This is a genomic window from Bacillus pumilus, assembly GCF_038738535.1.
Lineage (GTDB): Bacteria > Bacillota > Bacilli > Bacillales > Bacillaceae > Bacillus.
Genome location: NZ_CP046128.1, coordinates 3,058,913 through 3,078,178, shown reverse-complemented (window position 1 = coordinate 3,078,178; position 19,266 = coordinate 3,058,913). Strand labels below are relative to the sequence as shown.

The window sequence follows — 19,266 nt, the reverse complement described above, 5'->3', positions numbered from 1 at the left end:
GTTTATAACATATGGCAATAAAGAACCCTTATGCCGCCTATCAGAAAAATTCTATTGAGACTGCAACACCTGCTGAGTTGACGCTTATGCTTTATGAAGGCTGCTTAAAGTTCATTAGACTAGCGAAGTATGCCATTCAAAAAGAGGATGCAGAAACGAGAAATGTGAACCTGAAAAAGGCTCAAAACATCATTCAAGAATTAAATGTCACCTTAAATCGTTCTTATGACGTATCAAAGAGTATGGCAAGTATGTATGATTACATTTATCGCAGACTGATTGAAGCCAATCTTCAAAATGACGAAGAGATGTTGAATGAAGTAGAGCAATACGTAACTGATTTTCGTGATGCATGGAAGGAAGTTATTCAAACCGATCGAAAAGGGCGCCATCACTCTATCGGGGGATCTCTATGAGTATTGTGGACCAGCTGCATGACCAAACATTAAAAATGGCAGCCGAAATAGCGGCAAATCCGCAAAGTGACACCTTGGTTGAAGACTTTGATGCCTTTTTGATTGAGAGAGACGAATTAATGAGAGATATTCAGCATGAGCTGACGGATCAAGAAAAAGAGAAAATCAAAGAAATCATCCAAACAGATCAACAGATGGCGAAGCAATTAACTGTGATCCAAAATGGGATAAGAGCAGATATTCAAGCCATTCAAAGAAAGAAAACAAAACAGCTGAATTATCAAAATCCATACCAGCCTATGACGAGTGACGGCGTATATTACGATAAACGGAAATAATTAGGTGAGACCTGTGGCGTATCGTTCAGATGACTATATTTTATTAACCACATATTATGAACTTCTATATACGATAGAAGAGAGTCTAAAATATTTAGATGAAATTGAGAAGGATTTTGCTAAAACTGAAGGGGATCGGATCTTTAATGATCTGATCCATGCCTTCTTTCATTTAGAGACAACGCATCCCCTTCTGCTTTCAATTATAGAAAATGAGCACTTTGCCAAAACGATTCGTTCGTTTGATCAAATTTTTTTAAGTTTTGATATACTAGCTTTCTATACATTCCCTTCAATACACTTCCAATCATTCCTTACATCATATTTTATACCTGAATATAGAAAGTGGATGGATGAAATACATGCCTGTATGAGGCCGTATGTCATTCATTAATTTTTGTTCAATTCAGACCATTCGGAGGAAATTATGAGACTAAAAAATCAATTTTTGTTTGGGCTTATTGTCATATGTGTATTGTTTGTCAGTATTTTAGGGGTCTCAAGCTTTATCTATTACAAAACAGATCAATCCTACAAGACGCTTCTCAGCAAAGAAGTGAAGCTTTATCAGACCTCACTGGAATTAGAGGTGCTTTTGCAAAAGCAGGAAGCGCAAATCAAAACCTATGTTGTCGTGCAAGATGCTGAAAATTTACAGAAAATTGAGCAAACATATGAAGAGATTAATAAGAAAACAACGGAAGCTTCAAAAATGAGCGCTGTCAAACAAGCAAAAAATCTATTAGATCAAATCTCAGAAAAAAATTATCTCTACTACACCTCAACGAACCGACTATTTAATTCATTGAATATGCAAAATCAAAAAGAATTCAACACCCGCCTCAGTCAAGAATTACAGCCTATCGAACAAGAAATACATACCTTTACAAAAGAATTTGCTCAAACCCAGTTGAAGCAACGTGACCAGAAAATCAATCAGCTCAATCAAGACAGTAACCAATTAGTGTTCACACTCATTCTAGTTAGTGCGGTCATTATTGTTGGCTTTTTGGTGATTGGGACAAGATTCGTTTATCGTATGACAAAGCCGATTGTTTCTGTCACAAATGCCGCGAGAAGGATGGCAGATGGTGATCTTACACTTGAAGAGATTGAAGTGACCTCTAAAAATGAGATTGGCCAACTTGGTACCGCTTTTAATCAAATGACGACTCATTTACGTCAGCTCATTTTACAGGTGCAAAATGGATCAAGACAATTAGCTGATTCTGCTGCTCAGTTTGAGGAAACCATTCATCAAACAATATCGGCAAGTGAGCAGACGTCTAGTTCGATTGAACAGGTCGGTGAAGCTTCACGTGAACAATCAGACGCGGTCGGAAAAGTAGCTTCTGCGATTCAAGAAGTCTCGACTGGTATGCAAAATGCAGCTGAACACACATCCGATGTTTCGGGTCACTCAATTTCAGTGACTGAAAAGGCTGAAGAGGGTGCAGCGCTTATTCAGCAATTCGTAAAACAAATGAACTCTATAAAAGCGTCTGTGAATGAACACCATTCCACAATGGCTCATGTACAAGGCCAGTTTACTGGCATTGAAGATTTGTTAGGTCATATCCATGCCATTGCTGACCAAACGAACTTGCTTGCTTTAAATGCTGCTATTGAAGCGGCAAGAGCTGGAGAACATGGAAGAGGCTTTGCGGTTGTAGCAGATGAAGTGAGGAAACTGGCGGAAGAATCTAGTCAGCTGACAGATCAAATTAGTCAATTACTCGCGAACGTGAACAAAGATACTAAAAAATCATCACATTCGATGACAAAGGTTGAGCAGGATGTAGCAGAAGGTGTGAAAGTATCGCAATTGTCTGAACAGAGCTTTCATGAAATTCTGGAATCTATTCGTGATATTTCAATGAAAGCAGAGGAACTTTCAGCCACTGCAGAGCAAATTTCAGCTAGTACAGAGGAAATATCTCAGACGGTTGGGGTCATTGAAGAAGGAGCCAAACGCAATTCAGAAGAGACGGAGTACATGTCTGCGGCTGTTGAAGAATCATTGGCGGCAAATGAAGAGATGAAAGCAGCGGCGGAAGATTTAAAAACCTTATCTCATTCGCTGAAAACATCCATTTCATCTTTCACGATTTAAACGTGAGCTGGTCTTTTTCAAGAATGAGCCGAATATATATTCATCACCTATCAAGCAACAGTTGAAGCACCGCAAAATTTTGACAAATTTCAATGAATATTCACATTTTTTTTACGTTTGAGCAGGAGAAAAGGAGGGAAAAGTAGAAATAGGTTTACATATCCTTAATTTTAAAGGAGGCGTTCTTTACATGAATTACAATGTCAGAGGAGAAAACATCGACGTAACACCTGCACTAAGAGATCATGTCGAGAAAAAAATTGGAAAGCTGGAGCGTTATTTTGAAACAGACGTAGATGCTTCAGTCAACGTGAACTTGAAGTTTTACAATGATCAAGAATCTAAAGTTGAGGTTACCATTCCAATGACTGATCTAGCACTTCGAGCTGAGGTGCATAATGAAGATATGTACAATGCAGTAGACCTAGCAGCCAGTAAATTAGAACGTCAAATTCGAAAGCACAAAACAAAAGTAAACCGTAAATTCCGCGAGCAAGGTGCCAAAAAACACTTATTTGCTGGAGGAAATGGGACGCCTGATGTAGCTGTTCAAGATGACGAAGAAATTGATGAAACAGAAATCGTCAGACAAAAACGATTCAATTTAAAACCGATGGATAGCGAAGAGGCCATTCTTCAAATGAACATGTTAGGTCATAGTTTCTTCGTCTTCACAAATGCTGAGACAAATTTGACCAATGTGGTCTATCGCCGAAATGATGGAAAATATGGACTCATTGAGCCAAACGCTTAATTTCATCTAAAAACAACCTAAAAAAAGTAAACCCGTTCCCTTCATAAGGGGCGGGTTTTTTGTGCGAAATCATTGCAAATTCTTTGGAAATGAAGGAAGGTATGGTATGATAAATGCAGGTAAATATGGACCTGTCAATCTTTTGGACATGCCGAAAAATTGCATGAAATAGAGGAGCGTTATTATATGCTTGGAATCTTAAACAAAGTGTTTGATCCTACGAAACGTACGATCAGCAAATATGAAAAAAAAGCAAATGAAATCGAAGCTCTCGCACAAGATTTCGAGAAATTATCTGACGAGGCTTTACGAAATAAAACGATTGAATTTAAAGAAAAACTTGAAAAAGGACAATCCGTGGATAACCTGTTGGTTGAAGCATTTGCAACGGTTCGCGAGGCATCACGCCGCGTGACAGGAATGTACCCGTTTAAGGTGCAGCTCATGGGGGGGATCGCGCTTCATGAAGGCAACATCTCTGAGATGAAAACAGGTGAAGGTAAAACGTTGACATCAACAATGCCTGTTTATTTAAATGCTCTTTCTGGAAAAGGCGTCCACATTGTGACAGTCAACGAATATTTGGCAAGCCGTGATGCAGAGGAAATGGGCAAGATTTTTGAATTTCTTGGCTTAACGGTTGGCTTAAACTTAAACAGCTTAGACAAAGATGAAAAAAGAGAAGCGTATGCCGCTGATATCACGTATTCAACAAACAATGAACTGGGCTTTGACTATTTACGAGATAACATGGTGCTTTACAAAGAGCAAATGGTTCAAAGACCGCTTCATTATGCCGTGATCGATGAGGTTGACTCCATCTTAATTGATGAAGCGAGAACACCTCTTATCATTTCTGGACAAGCTGCGAAATCTACAAAGCTTTACGTACAAGCCAATGCATTTGTTCGTACATTAAAAATAGAAGATGATTTCACATATGATATTAAAACAAAAAGTGTACAGCTGACAGAAAGCGGAATGACGAAGGCGGAAAAAGCATTCGGCATCGAGAACTTATTTGATGTTAAGCATGTTGCGCTGAACCATCACATCGCTCAGGCGCTGAAGGCACATGTTGCGATGCAAAAAGATGTGGATTATGTCGTTGAAGAAGGCCAAGTCGTTATTGTTGACTCTTTCACAGGACGTTTAATGAAAGGACGCCGTTATAGTGAAGGTCTGCATCAAGCTATTGAGGCAAAAGAAGGTCTCGAAGTGCAGAACGAAAGTATGACCCTTGCAACGATTACGTTCCAGAACTACTTCCGTATGTATGAAAAGCTATCTGGTATGACTGGTACAGCGAAAACGGAAGAAGAAGAATTCCGTAACATTTACAACATGCAGGTTGTGACAATTCCGACCAATCAACCAGTGGTTCGTGATGACAGACCTGATTTAATTTACCGCACAATGGAAGGTAAATTTAAAGCAGTGGCTGAGGATGTTGCGCAGCGCTATATGACAGGGCAGCCAGTTCTTGTCGGAACAGTAGCGGTTGAGACATCTGAGCTTATTTCTAAGCTGCTTAAAAATAAAGGGATTCCTCATCAAGTGTTAAATGCGAAAAACCATGAGCGTGAGGCACAAATTATTGAAGAGGCTGGTCAAAAAGGAGCCGTCACCATTGCGACAAACATGGCAGGTCGTGGTACGGACATCAAGCTTGGCGAAGGCGTCAAAGAGCTTGGCGGTCTAGCTGTAATTGGGACAGAGCGTCATGAATCACGACGTATTGATAACCAGCTTCGCGGACGTTCTGGTCGTCAAGGAGACCCAGGGATTACTCAATTCTATCTCTCCATGGAAGATGAATTGATGCGCCGATTTGGTGCAGAGCGCACGATGGCGATGCTTGACCGCTTTGGCATGGATGACTCTACACCTATCCAAAGTAAAATGGTGTCTAAAGCCGTTGAATCATCTCAAAAACGCGTCGAGGGGAACAACTTTGATTCCCGTAAACAGCTTCTGCAATATGACGATGTACTTCGTCAGCAGCGTGAAGTGATTTACAAACAACGCTTTGAAGTCATCGATTCTGATAACTTAAAATCGATTGTCATCAATATGATTCAATCTTCAATTGAGCGGGCTGTTGGTTCTTATACGCCGAAAGAAGAGCTTCCTGAAGAATGGAAACTAGATGGGCTTGTTGAATTAATCAACACGAACTATTTAGATGAAGGAGCTATTTCGGTCAAAGATATTTATGGCAAAGAAGCAGATGAAATCACCTCCTTCATCATGGATCGTATTAAAGAAAAATACGATGCAAAAGAAGAAACATATGGCGATGAACAAATGCGAGAATTTGAAAAAGTCATCGTTCTTCGTGCGGTGGATTCAAAGTGGATGGATCATATCGATGCAATGGATCAGCTGCGCCAAGGGATTCATTTACGCGCGTATGCACAAACGAATCCGCTTCGTGAGTATCAAATGGAAGGATTTGCGATGTTTGAGCATATGGTTGCTTCAATCGAAGATGATGTAGCCAAATATGTCTTAAAATCAGAAATCCAAAACAACCTAGAACGTGAAGAAGTCGTTCAAGGTCAAACAACAGCTCATCAGCCTCAAGAGGGTGATGAGGAGAAGACAGTGAAAAAGAAGCCGGTACGTAAAGTCGTAGACATTGGACGAAACTCACCATGTCACTGCGGTAGCGGCAAGAAATATAAAAATTGTCATGGGAAGACAGAATAAGTAATGGAAAGAGGTGAAAACCTCTTTCTATTCATGTCAGCCCCCATACATCTATGAGGTGAAGGATATGGAATTAGTAGAAATTAGACAAGAGCTTGAAAATATGGCTAGCAGGCTAGCTGATTTTAGGGGGTCTCTTTGACCTCGAAACAAAAGAAGCCAAAATTGCAGAACTCGAAGCGACAATGTCAGAAGCTGATTTTTGGAATGATCAGCAAAAGGCACAAGGCGTCATCAATGAAGCCAATGCACTAAAGGATAATGTGAATGCATACCATGAGCTCAGTGAATCTCATGAAGAGCTGCAAATGACACATGACCTATTAAAGGAAGATTATGACGAGGAGCTTCATGCAGAGCTTGAAAAAGAGCTGAAGAACTTAACCAAGCAGTTTAACGAGTTTGAGCTGCAGCTTCTCTTAAGTGAACCATATGATAAAAACAATGCCATTCTTGAGCTTCACCCTGGTGCAGGCGGTACTGAATCACAGGACTGGGGTTCTATGCTTCTGAGAATGTATACTCGCTGGGCAGAGCGCAGAGGCTTTAAGGTTGAAACGCTTGATTATCTTCCTGGTGATGAAGCAGGAATTAAATCTGTGACATTGCTCATCAAAGGGCATAACGCATACGGGTACTTAAAAGCAGAAAAAGGTGTCCATCGTTTGGTTCGTATTTCTCCTTTTGATTCATCTGGCCGCAGGCATACGTCCTTCGTTTCCTGTGATGTCATGCCAGAGTTCAATGAAGAAATTGATATTGATATTCGGACAGAAGATATCAAGGTAGATACGTATCGTGCAAGCGGCGCAGGTGGACAGCACGTCAATACGACTGACTCTGCCGTTCGTATCACACACATACCAACCAATGTTGTGGTCACATGCCAAACAGAAAGGTCACAAATCAAAAACAGAGAACGTGCGATGAAAATGCTGAAATCGAAACTTTATCAAAGACGGATCGAAGAACAGCAGGCTGAATTGGATGAAATTAGAGGAGAGCAGAAAGAAATTGGCTGGGGAAGCCAAATTCGCTCTTATGTATTCCATCCGTATTCTCTTGTGAAAGACCATCGAACCAATACGGAGATGGGAAATGTTCAAGCGGTCATGGATGGAGATTTAGATTCATTTATCGATGCTTACTTACGTTCGAAATTATCATAAAAACTCGGCTTCTTGCTGGGTTTTTTTAATTGTGAGAAAATATAATGAATATAAAGGAATACATACGCCATACTGACTCTATATCCTTTGTATGATGAAATTAGCAAATAAAGGGGGAAATATTTTGGGATTAACACCATTACAAGAGACGTGGGATTTAGATGCCTTTTTTAAAGGAGGCAGTTCTTCACCAGAATTTAAAACATACCTGCAACACATTCAGCAGCTATTAAATGAATTACGACAAAAGGTCGATGCCTTTTCAAAAGAAGATACACACATTGAAAGCAGGTTAACGTCTGTCTTTGACACGTATGAAACGACATATAAAAAACTGTCTCAAGCAGGTTCATTTGTTTCCTGTCTTCAATCTCAAAATACAAAGGATATGAAGGCTGGCAGTCTTCGAGGTACGATTGCCAAGCTGGAAGCTGATTTAGGTACCATTCTTGCGCTGTTTGATCAAGCGCTTGCTGCCATCTCTCCTAGCAAATGGGAAGATCTCATGAATTCAGAAGCCTTTTCAGATGTGCGCTACATATTAAATGAACGAAGAGAGCGCGTGAAGGATCAATTGCCTGTTGAACAAGAAACATTGATACAAAAATTAGCTGTAGATGGCTACCATGCGTGGGATGAGCTTTATTCTAGCTTGGTGAATAAGATTATGATTCCATTTGAACAAGATGGTGTAACGCAGATGATCTCTGTCGGCCAAGCGGAAAATGCGATGGATGATTCAGATCGTGAAGTCAGAAAGGCCGTATATCATAACTTAGAGCACGCATGGACGCAGGATGAACATCTATTTGCAAGCACCCTAAACCATCTGGCAGGTTTTCGTTTACAAGTATATGAAGCAAGAGGCTGGGATCATATTTTAAAAGAGCCGCTTGATATTTGCCGCATGAAACAAGAAACCCTTGATGCAATGTGGTCTGTGATTGATGAACATAAGCAGCCATTCATTGACTACTTACATCGAAAAGCTGACATGCTTGGAGTGGATAAGCTAAGCTGGTTTGATGTTGGGGCTCCTATTGGCAGTGAGACCAAGATCTATCCGTATCAAGAAGCAGCTGCTTTTATTGTGAAACATTTCGCTGGATTTGGAGAAGAGCTTGCTGCCTTTACAGAAAAAGCCTTTAATGAACGCTGGGTAGAAGCTGAAGATCGTCCAAACAAACGAGTAGGCGGATTTTGTACAAATTTCCCTGACAGCGGGGAGTCACGCATTTTTATGACCTTCTCAGGAAGTCCATCCAATGTGGCGACACTCGCGCATGAGCTTGGTCATTCGTTCCATCAGGAAGTGATGCAGGATGTTCGCATTCTTAATCGCAAATATGCGATGAATGTAGCTGAAACGGCGTCGACATTCGCAGAAATGATTGTGGCTGATGCTTCATTAAAAGAAGCGGCAAATGAAGAGGAGCGTCTCAGCTTGTTAGAGGATAAGCTGCAGCGGAGTGTAGCATTTTTCATGAATATTCAATCTCGTTTCTTATTTGAACAGCGTTTTTATGAAGAGCGTAAACAAGGAGAAGTGCCGGCGGATCGGTTGAATGAGCTGATGGTAGAAGCGCAGAAGGAAGCCTTCGGTGACTCTTTAGATGAATACCATCCACATTTCTGGGCGTCTAAGCTGCATTTCCATATCACAGGTGTACCGTTTTATAATTTCCCATACACATTTGGCTACATGTTCTCGCTAGGGATTTATTCAAAAGCCTTGCAGGCTGGTACTTCGTTTGAAGAGAAGTACATTGCATTACTAAAGGATACAGCTTCAATGACAGTAGAAGATTTGGCCTATAAGCACTTAGGCGTCGATCTTACCCAAAAAGACTTTTGGGAGGAAGCCATTGGTTTAGCTGTAGCAGACGCTGAAGAGTTTTTAGAAGCGACGAAAAAGTAAAAATGAAAAGCTCCTATTACGGGAGCTTTTTTGCTGGTTTTAGCCATTCAAGCATGGTCTGAATGATATCCTTTTGCTGCGTGAGGGCTGGAATGTCCGCAGGCTGATCACCTTTTTGTTTGCCGTACATGCCAAACTGAGCATGGTTCCCGCCTTTTATTTCATGGTAAACGGTTTGAGACGGCAGATTTGTTTTCGATTTCTTGATTTTCTCTTGTGTCGCAAGCCCATCCTTTTCACCTGATATAGAGAGTACGTTCAAGGACGATGATTTCAAGTTATCTGATGCTGGATAAGACGCAAGGAAAAAGAGACCGTCGAGCTTGCGCTGGTTTTTTTCTGCAAACATAGCGGCAGCTGTTCCGCCTAGTGAATGACCGCCAATATACCAGTGTTTGATCGTTTGATGAACTTTCATAATATCGTGTGCTTTGTTTGTATTAAAAATAGCAAACGAAAATGGCATGTCAGGGATAAAGACAGAATAACCTTTTTTCATCAGTTCATTCCCGATATTGGCGTACGAAAGTGGTTCTACCTTTGCCCCGGGATAGAGAATAATACCAGTATCGCTTTTTGCTGATGCAAATGTATACACATCGTTTTTATGTTCCACTTGCTCGATGTTCACTTGCTTTTTTAATGCGGCGGATGGTCCGTATGTAAAGCGGCTCCATGTATAGAAAGCACCAAAAGCCAAGATGATCAGTGCAAGTAATGTCATGCCTGTTATCTTCAGTATTTTCTTCATCGCATGTCCCTTCTTTCTCATGTACATATTAAATATACCATCATTTGCTCCTATGCCAAACGGCAAGTACGCTGATCCGTTTGTGTGATAAAGTATTAATCCATTAGCACTGCATTTGGCTGTTATTTACATTCGTTTTAGGAGGGCTTAAAATAGGTGTGCATTCAGAAGTAACGGAGGAAGAAAGACATGAAGCAGGGACATTCACAATTATGGATTGAAGCGAAAAATTACTTGTTCATTTTAATCGGATCAGCCATTGTGGCGATTGGATTTAATACGTTATTATTACCGAATCAGATTGCTGCAGGTGGAGTGAGCGGTATTAGTACGATTATGCAGTCATTCGGCTTTGAGGCGGCGTATGTGCAATGGGGACTCAATATTCCGCTGTTTATCGCTGGTTTTTATTTATTAGGCGGGACATTTGGCTTGAAAACGCTCGTTGGCTCTATTTTTTTACCTTCGATGGTGTTTGTCACAAGACATATTGCACCTGTGACACATGAAGCGCTCTTAGCAGCCATTTTTGGCGGAGTGGTGATTGGGATCGGAATAGGGCTCGTGTTCCTTGGAAATGGATCAACAGGTGGAACGGCGCTCGCTGCCAAAATCATCAATAAATATACAGGCCTCACGCTTGGCACCTGTTTAGCGATGATGGATGGCCTAATTGTCCTGGCTGCGATGACTGTTTTTGGGATTGAAGAGGGACTGTACGCTGTCATTGGTGTGTTTATTTCAAGTAAAACGATTGATGTTGTACAGGCCGGCTTCAGTCATTCGAAAATGGCGATGATCATTACAGGGCATGAGGATGAGGTCAGGCAGGCAGTATTTGATCAAATTGACCGTGGTGTCACAAAGATCTCAGCAGTCGGTGGATATACCGACCATGACCGTCCAATTCTGATGTGTGTCGTTGGGCAGTCACAATTCACAAAGTTGAAACAAGTGGTGAAAGCAATCGATGCATCAGCATTTGTCATCGTAATGGATGCAAAAGAGGTGCTTGGTGAGGGTTTTAAAAGGGCGTAAACAAGGATATAATAGCGTTGACCAAATGATTGTAAGGGAGGGAAATTGATGAAAAAAAGCGGATTAATGATGCTGTTTGCAGTGATGCTTCTTGTTCTTGCGGCTTGTGGAGGAAATTCAGGCAGCAGTGACAAAGAAGGCAGCAAAAGTGCTTCAACTGTGAGCAGTGGTGAGGAAATTTATCAGCAAAACTGTATTGGCTGTCATGGGAAAGACCTATCTGGTGGAGGCGGACCAAGCCTGAAAGAAGTAGGGAAGAAATATAATGAAAGCCAAATCGCAGATATTGCACAGAATGGTAAAGGCTCTATGCCAAGCGGAATGGTAGATGAGAAGCAAGCAAAAGAAGTGGCAAAATGGCTTGCAGAGAAAAAATAAAACCTTTGTCTAATCGACAAGGTTTTTTTGTTTTTATATGTAGAAAAAGATTTTTGAATAATATGAAAACGTATTATATTAAATTTTATTAAAAAAATAAGGGTAGAAAGACATGTTTATCGGTTTTAATTGTTCCTTTTACCTTTTAACTATAAGTTTTGAAATATAAATGTAATACCATTGCGTCGATTCATGACGTATAATTGGAGTTGTTGAAATTTAGACGATTCATTTTTTTCATCTTTTTGGATGAAAAGGACATAAATTGCTTGTACGTATCGAAGGGTATGTGCGTGACCATACATAACGTTTTTTGACGATAAGTGTCAAAACATCATGATAAGCTGTTAGTCAGCAATAAGAAAAGATTAGGTGATTACATGATTGAAATGAAGGAAGTCTACAAGATCTATCCTAACGGTGTAAAGGCGATCAATGGAATCAATGTCTCTATCCACCCAGGAGAGTTTGTGTATGTTGTTGGTCCCAGTGGTGCTGGTAAATCCACTTTCATCAAAATGATGTATCGTGAAGAGAAGCCAACCAAAGGGAAAATCTTAATTAATAGCAGAGATTTAGCCTCAATTAAGGAAAAAGAAATTCCTTACGTAAGAAGAGAAATTGGCGTAGTATTCCAAGATTTCAAACTACTTCCAACCCTCACGGTGTTTGAGAATGTGGCATTTGCTCTTGAAGTCATTGGGGAACAGCCTCATATCATTAAGAAAAAGGTGCTGGATGTACTTGATTTGGTACAGCTCAAGCACAAAGCACGACAATTTCCTGACCAGCTGTCTGGCGGTGAACAGCAGCGTGTATCTATCGCTCGCTCGATCGTGAATAGTCCTGAGGTTGTCATTGCAGATGAGCCGACAGGAAACCTTGATCCAGACACATCTTTGGAAATCATGAAGACACTCGAAGAGATTAATAACCGCGGAACAACAGTCGTCATGGCGACACACAACAAAGAAATTGTAAACAGCATGAAGAAACGTGTCATCGCAATCGAAGATGGAATGATTGTGCGTGACGAAGCAAGAGGGGAGTACGGCATTTATGATTAAAACTCTCTCGCGGCATTTACGTGAGAGCTTCCGTTCACTTGGAAGAAACACGTGGATGACATTTGCATCAATTAGTGCGGTCACTGTCACATTGATTTTAGTTGGGGTTTTTCTTGTGATTATGCTCAACTTGAATAACATGGCATCGAACGCTGAAAAAGAAGTAGAAGTAAAAGTGTTAATCGAATTAACGGCGAATCAAAAGCAGCAGGATGAATTAAAAGCAGAAATTGAGAAGATTCCTGAAATCAGTGATGTGAAGTACTCATCTAAAGATGACGAACTAAAAGCGCTGATTAAAAGCTTTGGTGAAAATGGACAATCCATGGGACTTGTTGATCAAGAAAACCCATTAAACGATGCGTTTATTGTGAAAACATCAGATCCACACGATACACCAAAAGTAGCGAAGAAATTAGAAAACTTAAAGGGTACGTATAAAGTAACCTATGGAAAAGAAGAAGTCAGCCGACTCTTTAATGTGGTCGGAGTGGCGCGAAATGTAGGTATTGCGCTCATTATTGGGCTTTTATTTACAGCCATGTTCTTGATCTCTAATACGATCAAAATTACGATTTTTGCTAGACGTAAAGAAATCGAGATTATGAAACTCGTAGGTGCAACGAACTGGTTTATCCGCTGGCCATTCTTTATTGAAGGATTACTGCTTGGTGTATTTGGTTCCATTATACCAATCGCTCTATTGCTTGGCACATATCAATATGCAGTGGGCTGGGTGGCACCGAGAGTACAAGGCTCATTTATTTCCATGCTTCCATATAACCCGTTTGTCTATCAAGTTTCACTGGTCCTTCTATTGATCGGTGCAATCATTGGTGTATGGGGAAGCTTGACGTCCATCCGTAAATTCTTAAAAGTATAAATCTATTTTTGATGGCAGCACTCGAGAATTTGATAGAAGGTGTGACCGGTTGAACCGATTCATCCGGTCGACTCTTTATGCAGGCAGTTGTCATAGGAGGGGAATATCGTTTTGAAAAGAAAGCTGATGATGGCTGGAATGGCAGCGTTTATTGGAACAACGTGGCTATACATTCCAGGGAACGAGAATCGTGCATTCGCATACGAAGACCTAGATCAAAAACGTCAACAAATCGAAGAGAAAACATCAAAGACTGAATCAACTTTGAAGAAAAAGAAATCAGAGCTGGCTAAGCTTGAAAAGAAAGAATCCAAGCTCAAAAAAGAAATTGAAAAGATTGACCACAAGGTAAGTGCTGCAACTGAAAAAGTCGCTGAAAAAGAAAAAGAAGTCAAACAAACGAAGCAAGAGATCAAGAAACTAAAAAAAGACATTCAAGTCATCAATGATCGAATTGAAAAAAGAAAAGCTATATTCAAAGATCGAATTCGTTCGATGCAAAAAAGCGGCGGTACGATCAACTATTTAGATGTGCTGCTGGGTGCTCGCAGCTTTAGTGATTTTGTCGGTCGTGTTGGAGCTGTCACAACCATTGTCGAAGCAGACAAAGACATGATTACAGAACATGAAAATGATTTAAAGCTGGTGGAGCAAAAAGAAGCAGAGCTAAATAATCAGCTAAATGGACTTGAAACATCTCTGAAAGAGCTAGAAGAGCTGAAAAAGGATTTGTCTAAACAGCAAAAAGAAAAAGAGAAAATCTTAGGGGATGTCACAGATAAAAAGAACCATGCCCATGATGAATTAGGCAAACTTGAAAATGAACAAGAAATTCTAGCGAACCAAAAAGCGGCTGTGAAGTCTGAGGAAGCACGCCGCCAAAAGGAAGAAGCGAAGAGAGCAGAACAAGCAGCTGCTGAAAAAAGTGCACCTGCACCTCAAAGCGGCGGCTCGGATCAAGTATCTGATACACCAGCAAGCAGCTCCGGCTTTATTAAACCAGCTGCTGGCCGATTCTCATCTGGCTTTGGCGGACGTTCAGGCGGACAGCACTACGGTTTAGATATTGCAGCAAAAGGCACAGTATCTGTCGTCGCAGCTGCAGCTGGAACAGTCACGAACTCAAGCTACTCATCGAGCTACGGGAATGTGATATTCATTACGCATAATATCAATGGACAGACCTATCAAACGGTATATGCCCACCTGTCTACAAGAAGTGTGTCCACAGGGCAGAGAGTCGAGCAAGGACAATTCCTTGGATATATGGGGAATACAGGCCAATCACATGGTCAGCATCTCCACTTTGAAATTCATAAAGGATTATGGAATGGCGCTAAATCAAATGCAGTCAATCCAGCGCAATATATCCGCTAATCAAAAAGCCGATAACATCATGTTATCGGCCTTTTTTATTCTAAATGAAATTAAAATAACAGCAGTAAACCGGCAATAATAGGTGTTAATAGTACAGCCGACTTCAATAAGAGCTTCGGTGCAAGGCGTGTGAATTTTGCGCCAATAAATGCCCCTAATACTGTTCCGATTAAAATTTGAATCAGCAAGATAAAATCAACATAGCCCTCTGTAATATATCCAATTCCACCACCAATGGAAATCGGAATAATGACAAGCATTGTCGTGCCAACTGCCTGTCGAATGGAAAGTCTCAGTAAAATCAAAAGTCCTACTTGAATAAATGGTGCAGACCCGATACCAAACATACCTGACAGCAATCCGGATACAAGTCCTAAAATAATACCCCTTATGAGCAGCTGACGTGAAGAAAGCGGCTGATGCTCAGTGTCTTCCTTAAGAACAAATAATTTGATCATCATAAACACAGCGGATAAAAAGAGCATTCCAGCTGTTAAATAGTGCAGACTTTCTTCTGGAATAAAAGGAGCAACCTTAGCTCCTGCAAAAGAAGCAACACAAGCCAAAGCTCCGACAATCAAACCAGATTTCAGCTGAATATTCCCTTCCCGGTAGTGGCTGTATGCACCTGATAACGTCGTAAATGCCATTGCGGCTAAAGACGTCCCGAGTGCGGTATGGATAGGGATATCAAAAATTAACGTAAGCAATGCGATGACAAAACCAGCCCCGCCTGCTCCTACAAATCCTAATAAAATTCCTAATAAAAGCATCGTCAATATAATATACATAGCGAAGACTCCTTCTCGATCATAACAAAATAAAAATTACACCTAATGAAATGATTAGTCAAGCCTTCGCGGGAGAATGTCTTTACATGAAATCCCTTCTTCTGGCATATAATAACTCAGGTCATCAGGAAGAGTTGAAGAAGGAGGCCAAATATGAAAAAACAAATCGCATCTATTATGGCAAGTGTCGTTCTATTAATAAGTGCAGGGGTGATGACGCATAAAGAAGGAACTCATGCAGAGTCACCGCAAGCAGCTGCTGCAATGGCTGGACAAGCTCAATCAAGTGATAAGGCGAAAGAGAATGGGATGGAGAAAATCGAGAAAGCCTATGACCTGATATCGAATGAATATGTAGAGGAAGTGGATCGCCAAAAGCTGCTTGAAGGCGCCATTCAAGGAATGCTTTCAACTTTAAATGATCCGTATTCAGTATACATGGACAAGCAAACCGCCAAGCAATTTTCTGATTCGCTTGATTCTTCTTTTGAGGGAATTGGGGCAGAAGTGGGAATGGATGAAGGAAAAATCATTATCGTCTCTGCCTTTAAAAAATCCCCTGCGGCAAAAGCAGGTCTAAAGCCGAAAGATGAAATCATCAGCATTGATGGTGAGCCGATGAAAGATAAAAGCTTAAACGATGCTGTACTGAAAATCAGAGGAAAAAAGGGAACATCTGTCGCTCTGAAAATCAGACGAAACGGGATTGAAAAAGAGTTAACATTCCATATCAAACGAGAAGAAATTCCGCTTGAAACCGTAACTTCTTCTGTGAAAGAGGTAAATGGTCATAAAACGGGCTATATCGCGATCTCTAGCTTTTCTGAAGATACTGCGAAGGATTTCACGTCAAGCCTGAAACAGCTCGAGAAAAAGGGCATAGAAGGTCTTGTGCTGGATGTGAGAGGGAACCCTGGCGGCTATCTGCAAAGTGTAGAAGACATTTTGAAGCATTTTATTACGAAGGATCAGCCTTATATTCAAATTGCAGAACGGAACGGCGACAGGAAACGATATTTTTCAAAACGGAAAGAACAGAAGCCTTACCCAGTTAATGTCTTAATCGATAAAGGCAGTGCATCCGCTTCTGAAATACTTGCTGGTGCTATGAAAGAAGCCGGAAAATATGAAGTCGTCGGTGATGTCTCCTTTGGGAAAGGCACTGTGCAGCAGGCGGTTCCAATGGGTGACGGCAGTAACATTAAATTAACGCTGTATAAATGGCTCACGCCAAAAGGGAATTGGATTCACAAAAAAGGTGTCGTACCGACAATTGCGATTCATCAGCCAGATTACTTTACCGTAGGCCCACTTCAACTGAAAGAACCGCTTCAGCTGGATATGAACAATGAAGAAGTGAGACAAGCACAGACGCTGTTAAAGGGATTGTCATTTGACCCCGGCAGAGTAGACGGCTACTTTGATGAAGAAACGAAAAAGGCGGTGCTAGCCTTCCAAAGCACATACAATCTCGATAAATCAGGTGTGATTGATCTGAAGACAGCAAAAATGATGAACAAAATGGTGGATGAAGTGAAATCCTATGAGAAAAATGATCTTCAACTGCAGACTGCACTAAAAGCACTATATCTTAAAAAATAAAGAGGCGAATAAATGCCTCTTTTTTTTGGTTCATAAGTGTCACGAACATGTAATAGTTTATTCTTAAAAATAAATTATATCGAGAAATATATTCATTTATTTTACAAAAAACATAACATTCCTTCGATTTTACCCGATAACATATTTATATAAGAGACTTTCTGTTGATTTAAACATGTCATGAAAATGAAACTTTTGAAAGTTGTATGTTACATAAATAATTCTTACAATATAAAGTAGCACTCATTTTAAATATTTTATTTTTTGCGGATATTCAGCTTGAGCATTAAGCTGTACCGAGGTTTGCGCTTTTCTTAAAAGAACTAGTAAATGGGGGTACACAATTGAAAAGGGCAAGTATTGTGAGAGAGAAAAAATATTACGAGTTGGTAGAGGAGCTTAAGAGTCGTACGAAAGATGTGACGTTTTCCGCTACAAAGGCATTAAGTCTGCTCATGCTGTTAAGCAGGTACTTGGTCAATTACACAACGGTAGAATCAGTCGACGAAATCGATGAAGACTGTGCTGAGATATACTTCAATTATTTAATGGATAATCATAAGAGACTTGGTATAAACTTAACCGACATCAAGAGGTCGATGCAGCTGCTCGGCGGCATACTAGATGTAGATGTCAATCACTACTTAAAAGATTTTTCACTGTCGAATGTCACACTTTGGATGAATCAGGAGAAATAAACCTGGTGTCAAGCATCGATTTATTTGATAGAATAAGAGAAAATGCTTGACTTGGGCGGTGAACGATAATGAGCTCGGAGTGGATGGGAGCTGGATTAAAAGCGGTCGGTCTGTTTTTAATCCACCCTCTTTTTTATTTCATGATATTAATCAGCCTGTTACATGGCTACATCCGCGTAAAGCGGGAGAGAAAAGCGTTTCAAACAAGAATAGAAGATGTATACGATGAACTTAAATTTACATATTCAAAGGGATGGATTCTAGGGATTTGCCTATCCATCATTTCAGTAGGCTTAGGGATTGCCCTCCCGCCTGGATTCATCGTGCTGATTGCAGCGATGACCATCGTTTGCTCTTTATTCTTTAAGGCGAGTGCGCTTTCGTCTGCATACACACTCGGTTTCAGTTTTATTGCGGCACTTGGACTGATGTTTTTCCAAGTGAGCCATTCTTGGCTGCCGCAGCTCTCAATGATGAATGCATCAGCCGTTGTTATTTTGCTAGGTCTTTTATTAATGACCGAGGGGATTCTAGCCTATCGAACGGCACATTTACGAACATCGCCTGCAATGGTGATGAGTGCGAGAGGACTTTTGATTGGCCAGCAGCGGGCAAACCGCCTGTGGCTTTTACCGCTTGTTTTGCTGATGCCGGCAGGTGAATTTACTTCTTCTCTGCCATGGTGGCCGGTGCTTCAAGTACACGATCAAAGCTTTTCATTTATTTTGATTCCATACATCATCGGTTTCGGGCAGCGGATTCAAGGATCACTGCCAATTGTGAGCATTCAAATTACGGCACGGCGTATTCTTATGCTTGGACTCGCTGTTGCTTTACTAGGTGCTGCAAGTATTTGGTTTGAGCCGATTGCATGGGGAGCTGTATTGATAGCGATTGTCGGAAGAGCTTTCCTCTCATGGAAACAGAGAGTCAATGACAATGCGGCTCCATTCTACTTCTCTAAGCGTAATCAAGGGCTGATGGTGCTGGGAATCATTCCGAATACACCTGCAGCTGATTTAAAGCTTGAGATCGGAGAAGTCATTACAAAGGTGAATGGAATTGAAGTCAAAACCGTTTCGGAATTTTACGAAGCCCTTCAAACCAATCGTGCTCTGACAAAGCTTGAGATCATTGGCTTGAATGGTCAGACAAGGTTTGAGAAACGCGCTTCTTACGAAGGGGAGCATCATCAGCTTGGCATCCTGTTTGTGAAGGATGATCCACAGCAAGAATCAACGGCGATTTCATCATAAAAAAA

18 protein-coding genes are annotated in these 19,266 nt (G+C 40.8%); 16 read left to right on the top strand and 2 right to left on the bottom strand.

Going from position 1 to position 19,266, the window contains the following annotated elements:
- The first annotated feature begins 11 nt into the window (after positions 1 to 11).
- The 8 genes from fliS (at position 12) to GKC25_RS15710 (ending at position 9,420) form a co-directional block, all read left to right on the top strand.
- Positions 12 to 416 (top strand): flagellar export chaperone FliS, encoded by a 405-nt coding sequence (fliS, locus tag GKC25_RS15745; protein WP_106036481.1) that lies wholly within the window; start codon positions 12 to 14, stop codon positions 414 to 416.
- Positions 413 to 754 (top strand): flagella biosynthesis regulatory protein FliT, encoded by a 342-nt coding sequence (gene fliT / locus GKC25_RS15740; RefSeq protein ID WP_034660138.1) that lies wholly within the window; start codon positions 413 to 415, stop codon positions 752 to 754. The genes fliS and fliT overlap by 4 nt, the downstream gene beginning before the upstream one ends.
- 13 nt (positions 755 to 767) lie before the next feature.
- Positions 768 to 1,148, top strand: coding sequence for a hypothetical protein (locus GKC25_RS15735; protein WP_034660137.1), 381 nt, complete (start codon positions 768 to 770; stop codon positions 1,146 to 1,148).
- A gap of 33 nt (positions 1,149 to 1,181) precedes the next feature.
- Entirely contained in the window at positions 1,182 to 2,867 is a 1,686-nt protein-coding gene (locus GKC25_RS15730) for a methyl-accepting chemotaxis protein (protein WP_187704182.1), read from the top strand.
- Between the two features lie 190 nt (positions 2,868 to 3,057).
- A complete protein-coding gene (hpf, locus tag GKC25_RS15725) occupies positions 3,058 to 3,621 on the top strand; it encodes a ribosome hibernation-promoting factor, HPF/YfiA family (protein ID WP_034660135.1) in 564 nt (187 codons plus the stop codon).
- 186 nt (positions 3,622 to 3,807) lie between these two features.
- Positions 3,808 to 6,333 carry a preprotein translocase subunit SecA gene (secA, locus tag GKC25_RS15720; RefSeq protein WP_342689851.1) on the top strand — a complete coding sequence of 842 codons (2,526 nt, stop codon included), beginning with the start codon at positions 3,808 to 3,810 and terminating at the stop codon, positions 6,331 to 6,333.
- 67 nt (positions 6,334 to 6,400) lie between these two features.
- A protein-coding gene (gene prfB / locus GKC25_RS15715) for a peptide chain release factor 2 (RefSeq protein WP_106030559.1) occupies positions 6,401 to 7,502 on the top strand; the annotation gives its coding sequence in 2 pieces (ribosomal slippage) (positions 6,401 to 6,472 and positions 6,474 to 7,502; 1,101 coding nt in all).
- A gap of 124 nt (positions 7,503 to 7,626) precedes the next feature.
- The gene (locus GKC25_RS15710; RefSeq protein WP_106038111.1) at positions 7,627 to 9,420 is read left to right on the top strand and encodes a M3 family oligoendopeptidase; all 1,794 of its coding nucleotides are present in this window, start codon (positions 7,627 to 7,629) and stop codon (positions 9,418 to 9,420) included.
- Between the two features lie 16 nt (positions 9,421 to 9,436).
- On the opposite strand, the gene GKC25_RS15705 is transcribed toward GKC25_RS15710, so the two are convergent.
- Positions 9,437 to 10,171, bottom strand: coding sequence for an alpha/beta family hydrolase (locus tag GKC25_RS15705; protein WP_034660132.1), 735 nt, complete (start codon positions 10,169 to 10,171; stop codon positions 9,437 to 9,439).
- Between the two features lie 189 nt (positions 10,172 to 10,360).
- Here GKC25_RS15705 and GKC25_RS15700 point away from each other — a divergent pair, with 189 nt between their 5' ends.
- The 5 genes from GKC25_RS15700 to GKC25_RS15680 all read left to right on the top strand — a co-directional run bounded on the left by GKC25_RS15700 (position 10,361) and on the right by GKC25_RS15680 (position 14,914).
- The gene (locus GKC25_RS15700) at positions 10,361 to 11,209 is read left to right on the top strand and encodes a YitT family protein (protein WP_342689850.1); all 849 of its coding nucleotides are present in this window, start codon (positions 10,361 to 10,363) and stop codon (positions 11,207 to 11,209) included.
- A 48-nt stretch (positions 11,210 to 11,257) separates the two neighbouring features.
- Entirely contained in the window at positions 11,258 to 11,587 is a 330-nt protein-coding gene (gene cccB / locus GKC25_RS15695) for a cytochrome c551 (RefSeq protein ID WP_034660130.1), read from the top strand.
- Positions 11,588 to 11,967: 380 nt separating this feature from the next.
- On the top strand, positions 11,968 to 12,654 hold the full coding sequence (gene ftsE, locus GKC25_RS15690) for a cell division ATP-binding protein FtsE (protein WP_034660129.1): 687 nt from the start codon (positions 11,968 to 11,970) through the stop codon (positions 12,652 to 12,654).
- Complete coding sequence (gene ftsX, locus GKC25_RS15685; RefSeq protein WP_034660128.1) at positions 12,647 to 13,537, top strand: permease-like cell division protein FtsX; 891 nt, start codon at positions 12,647 to 12,649, stop codon at positions 13,535 to 13,537. The genes ftsE and ftsX overlap by 8 nt, the downstream gene beginning before the upstream one ends.
- Positions 13,538 to 13,648: 111 nt before the next feature.
- On the top strand, positions 13,649 to 14,914 hold the full coding sequence (locus tag GKC25_RS15680) for a murein hydrolase activator EnvC family protein (RefSeq protein ID WP_034660127.1): 1,266 nt from the start codon (positions 13,649 to 13,651) through the stop codon (positions 14,912 to 14,914).
- 50 nt (positions 14,915 to 14,964) lie between these two features.
- Here the strand turns inward: GKC25_RS15680 and GKC25_RS15675 are convergent, their stop codons facing one another.
- Positions 14,965 to 15,705: a sulfite exporter TauE/SafE family protein gene (locus GKC25_RS15675; RefSeq protein WP_034660126.1), complete on the bottom strand. Its 741-nt coding sequence runs from the start codon at positions 15,703 to 15,705 to the stop codon at positions 14,965 to 14,967.
- A 153-nt stretch (positions 15,706 to 15,858) separates the two neighbouring features.
- Between GKC25_RS15675 and GKC25_RS15670 the strand changes: the two genes are divergently transcribed.
- The 3 genes from GKC25_RS15670 (at position 15,859) to GKC25_RS15660 (ending at position 19,261) form a co-directional block, all read left to right on the top strand.
- The gene (locus GKC25_RS15670; RefSeq protein ID WP_034660125.1) at positions 15,859 to 17,307 is read left to right on the top strand and encodes a S41 family peptidase; all 1,449 of its coding nucleotides are present in this window, start codon (positions 15,859 to 15,861) and stop codon (positions 17,305 to 17,307) included.
- A 344-nt stretch (positions 17,308 to 17,651) separates the two neighbouring features.
- Entirely contained in the window at positions 17,652 to 18,005 is a 354-nt protein-coding gene (locus GKC25_RS15665; RefSeq protein ID WP_007500014.1) for a swarming motility protein SwrAA, read from the top strand.
- Positions 18,006 to 18,073: 68 nt separating this feature from the next.
- Complete coding sequence (locus tag GKC25_RS15660) at positions 18,074 to 19,261, top strand: PDZ domain-containing protein (RefSeq protein WP_034660124.1); 1,188 nt, start codon at positions 18,074 to 18,076, stop codon at positions 19,259 to 19,261.
- Positions 19,262 to 19,266: the final 5 nt, after the last annotated feature.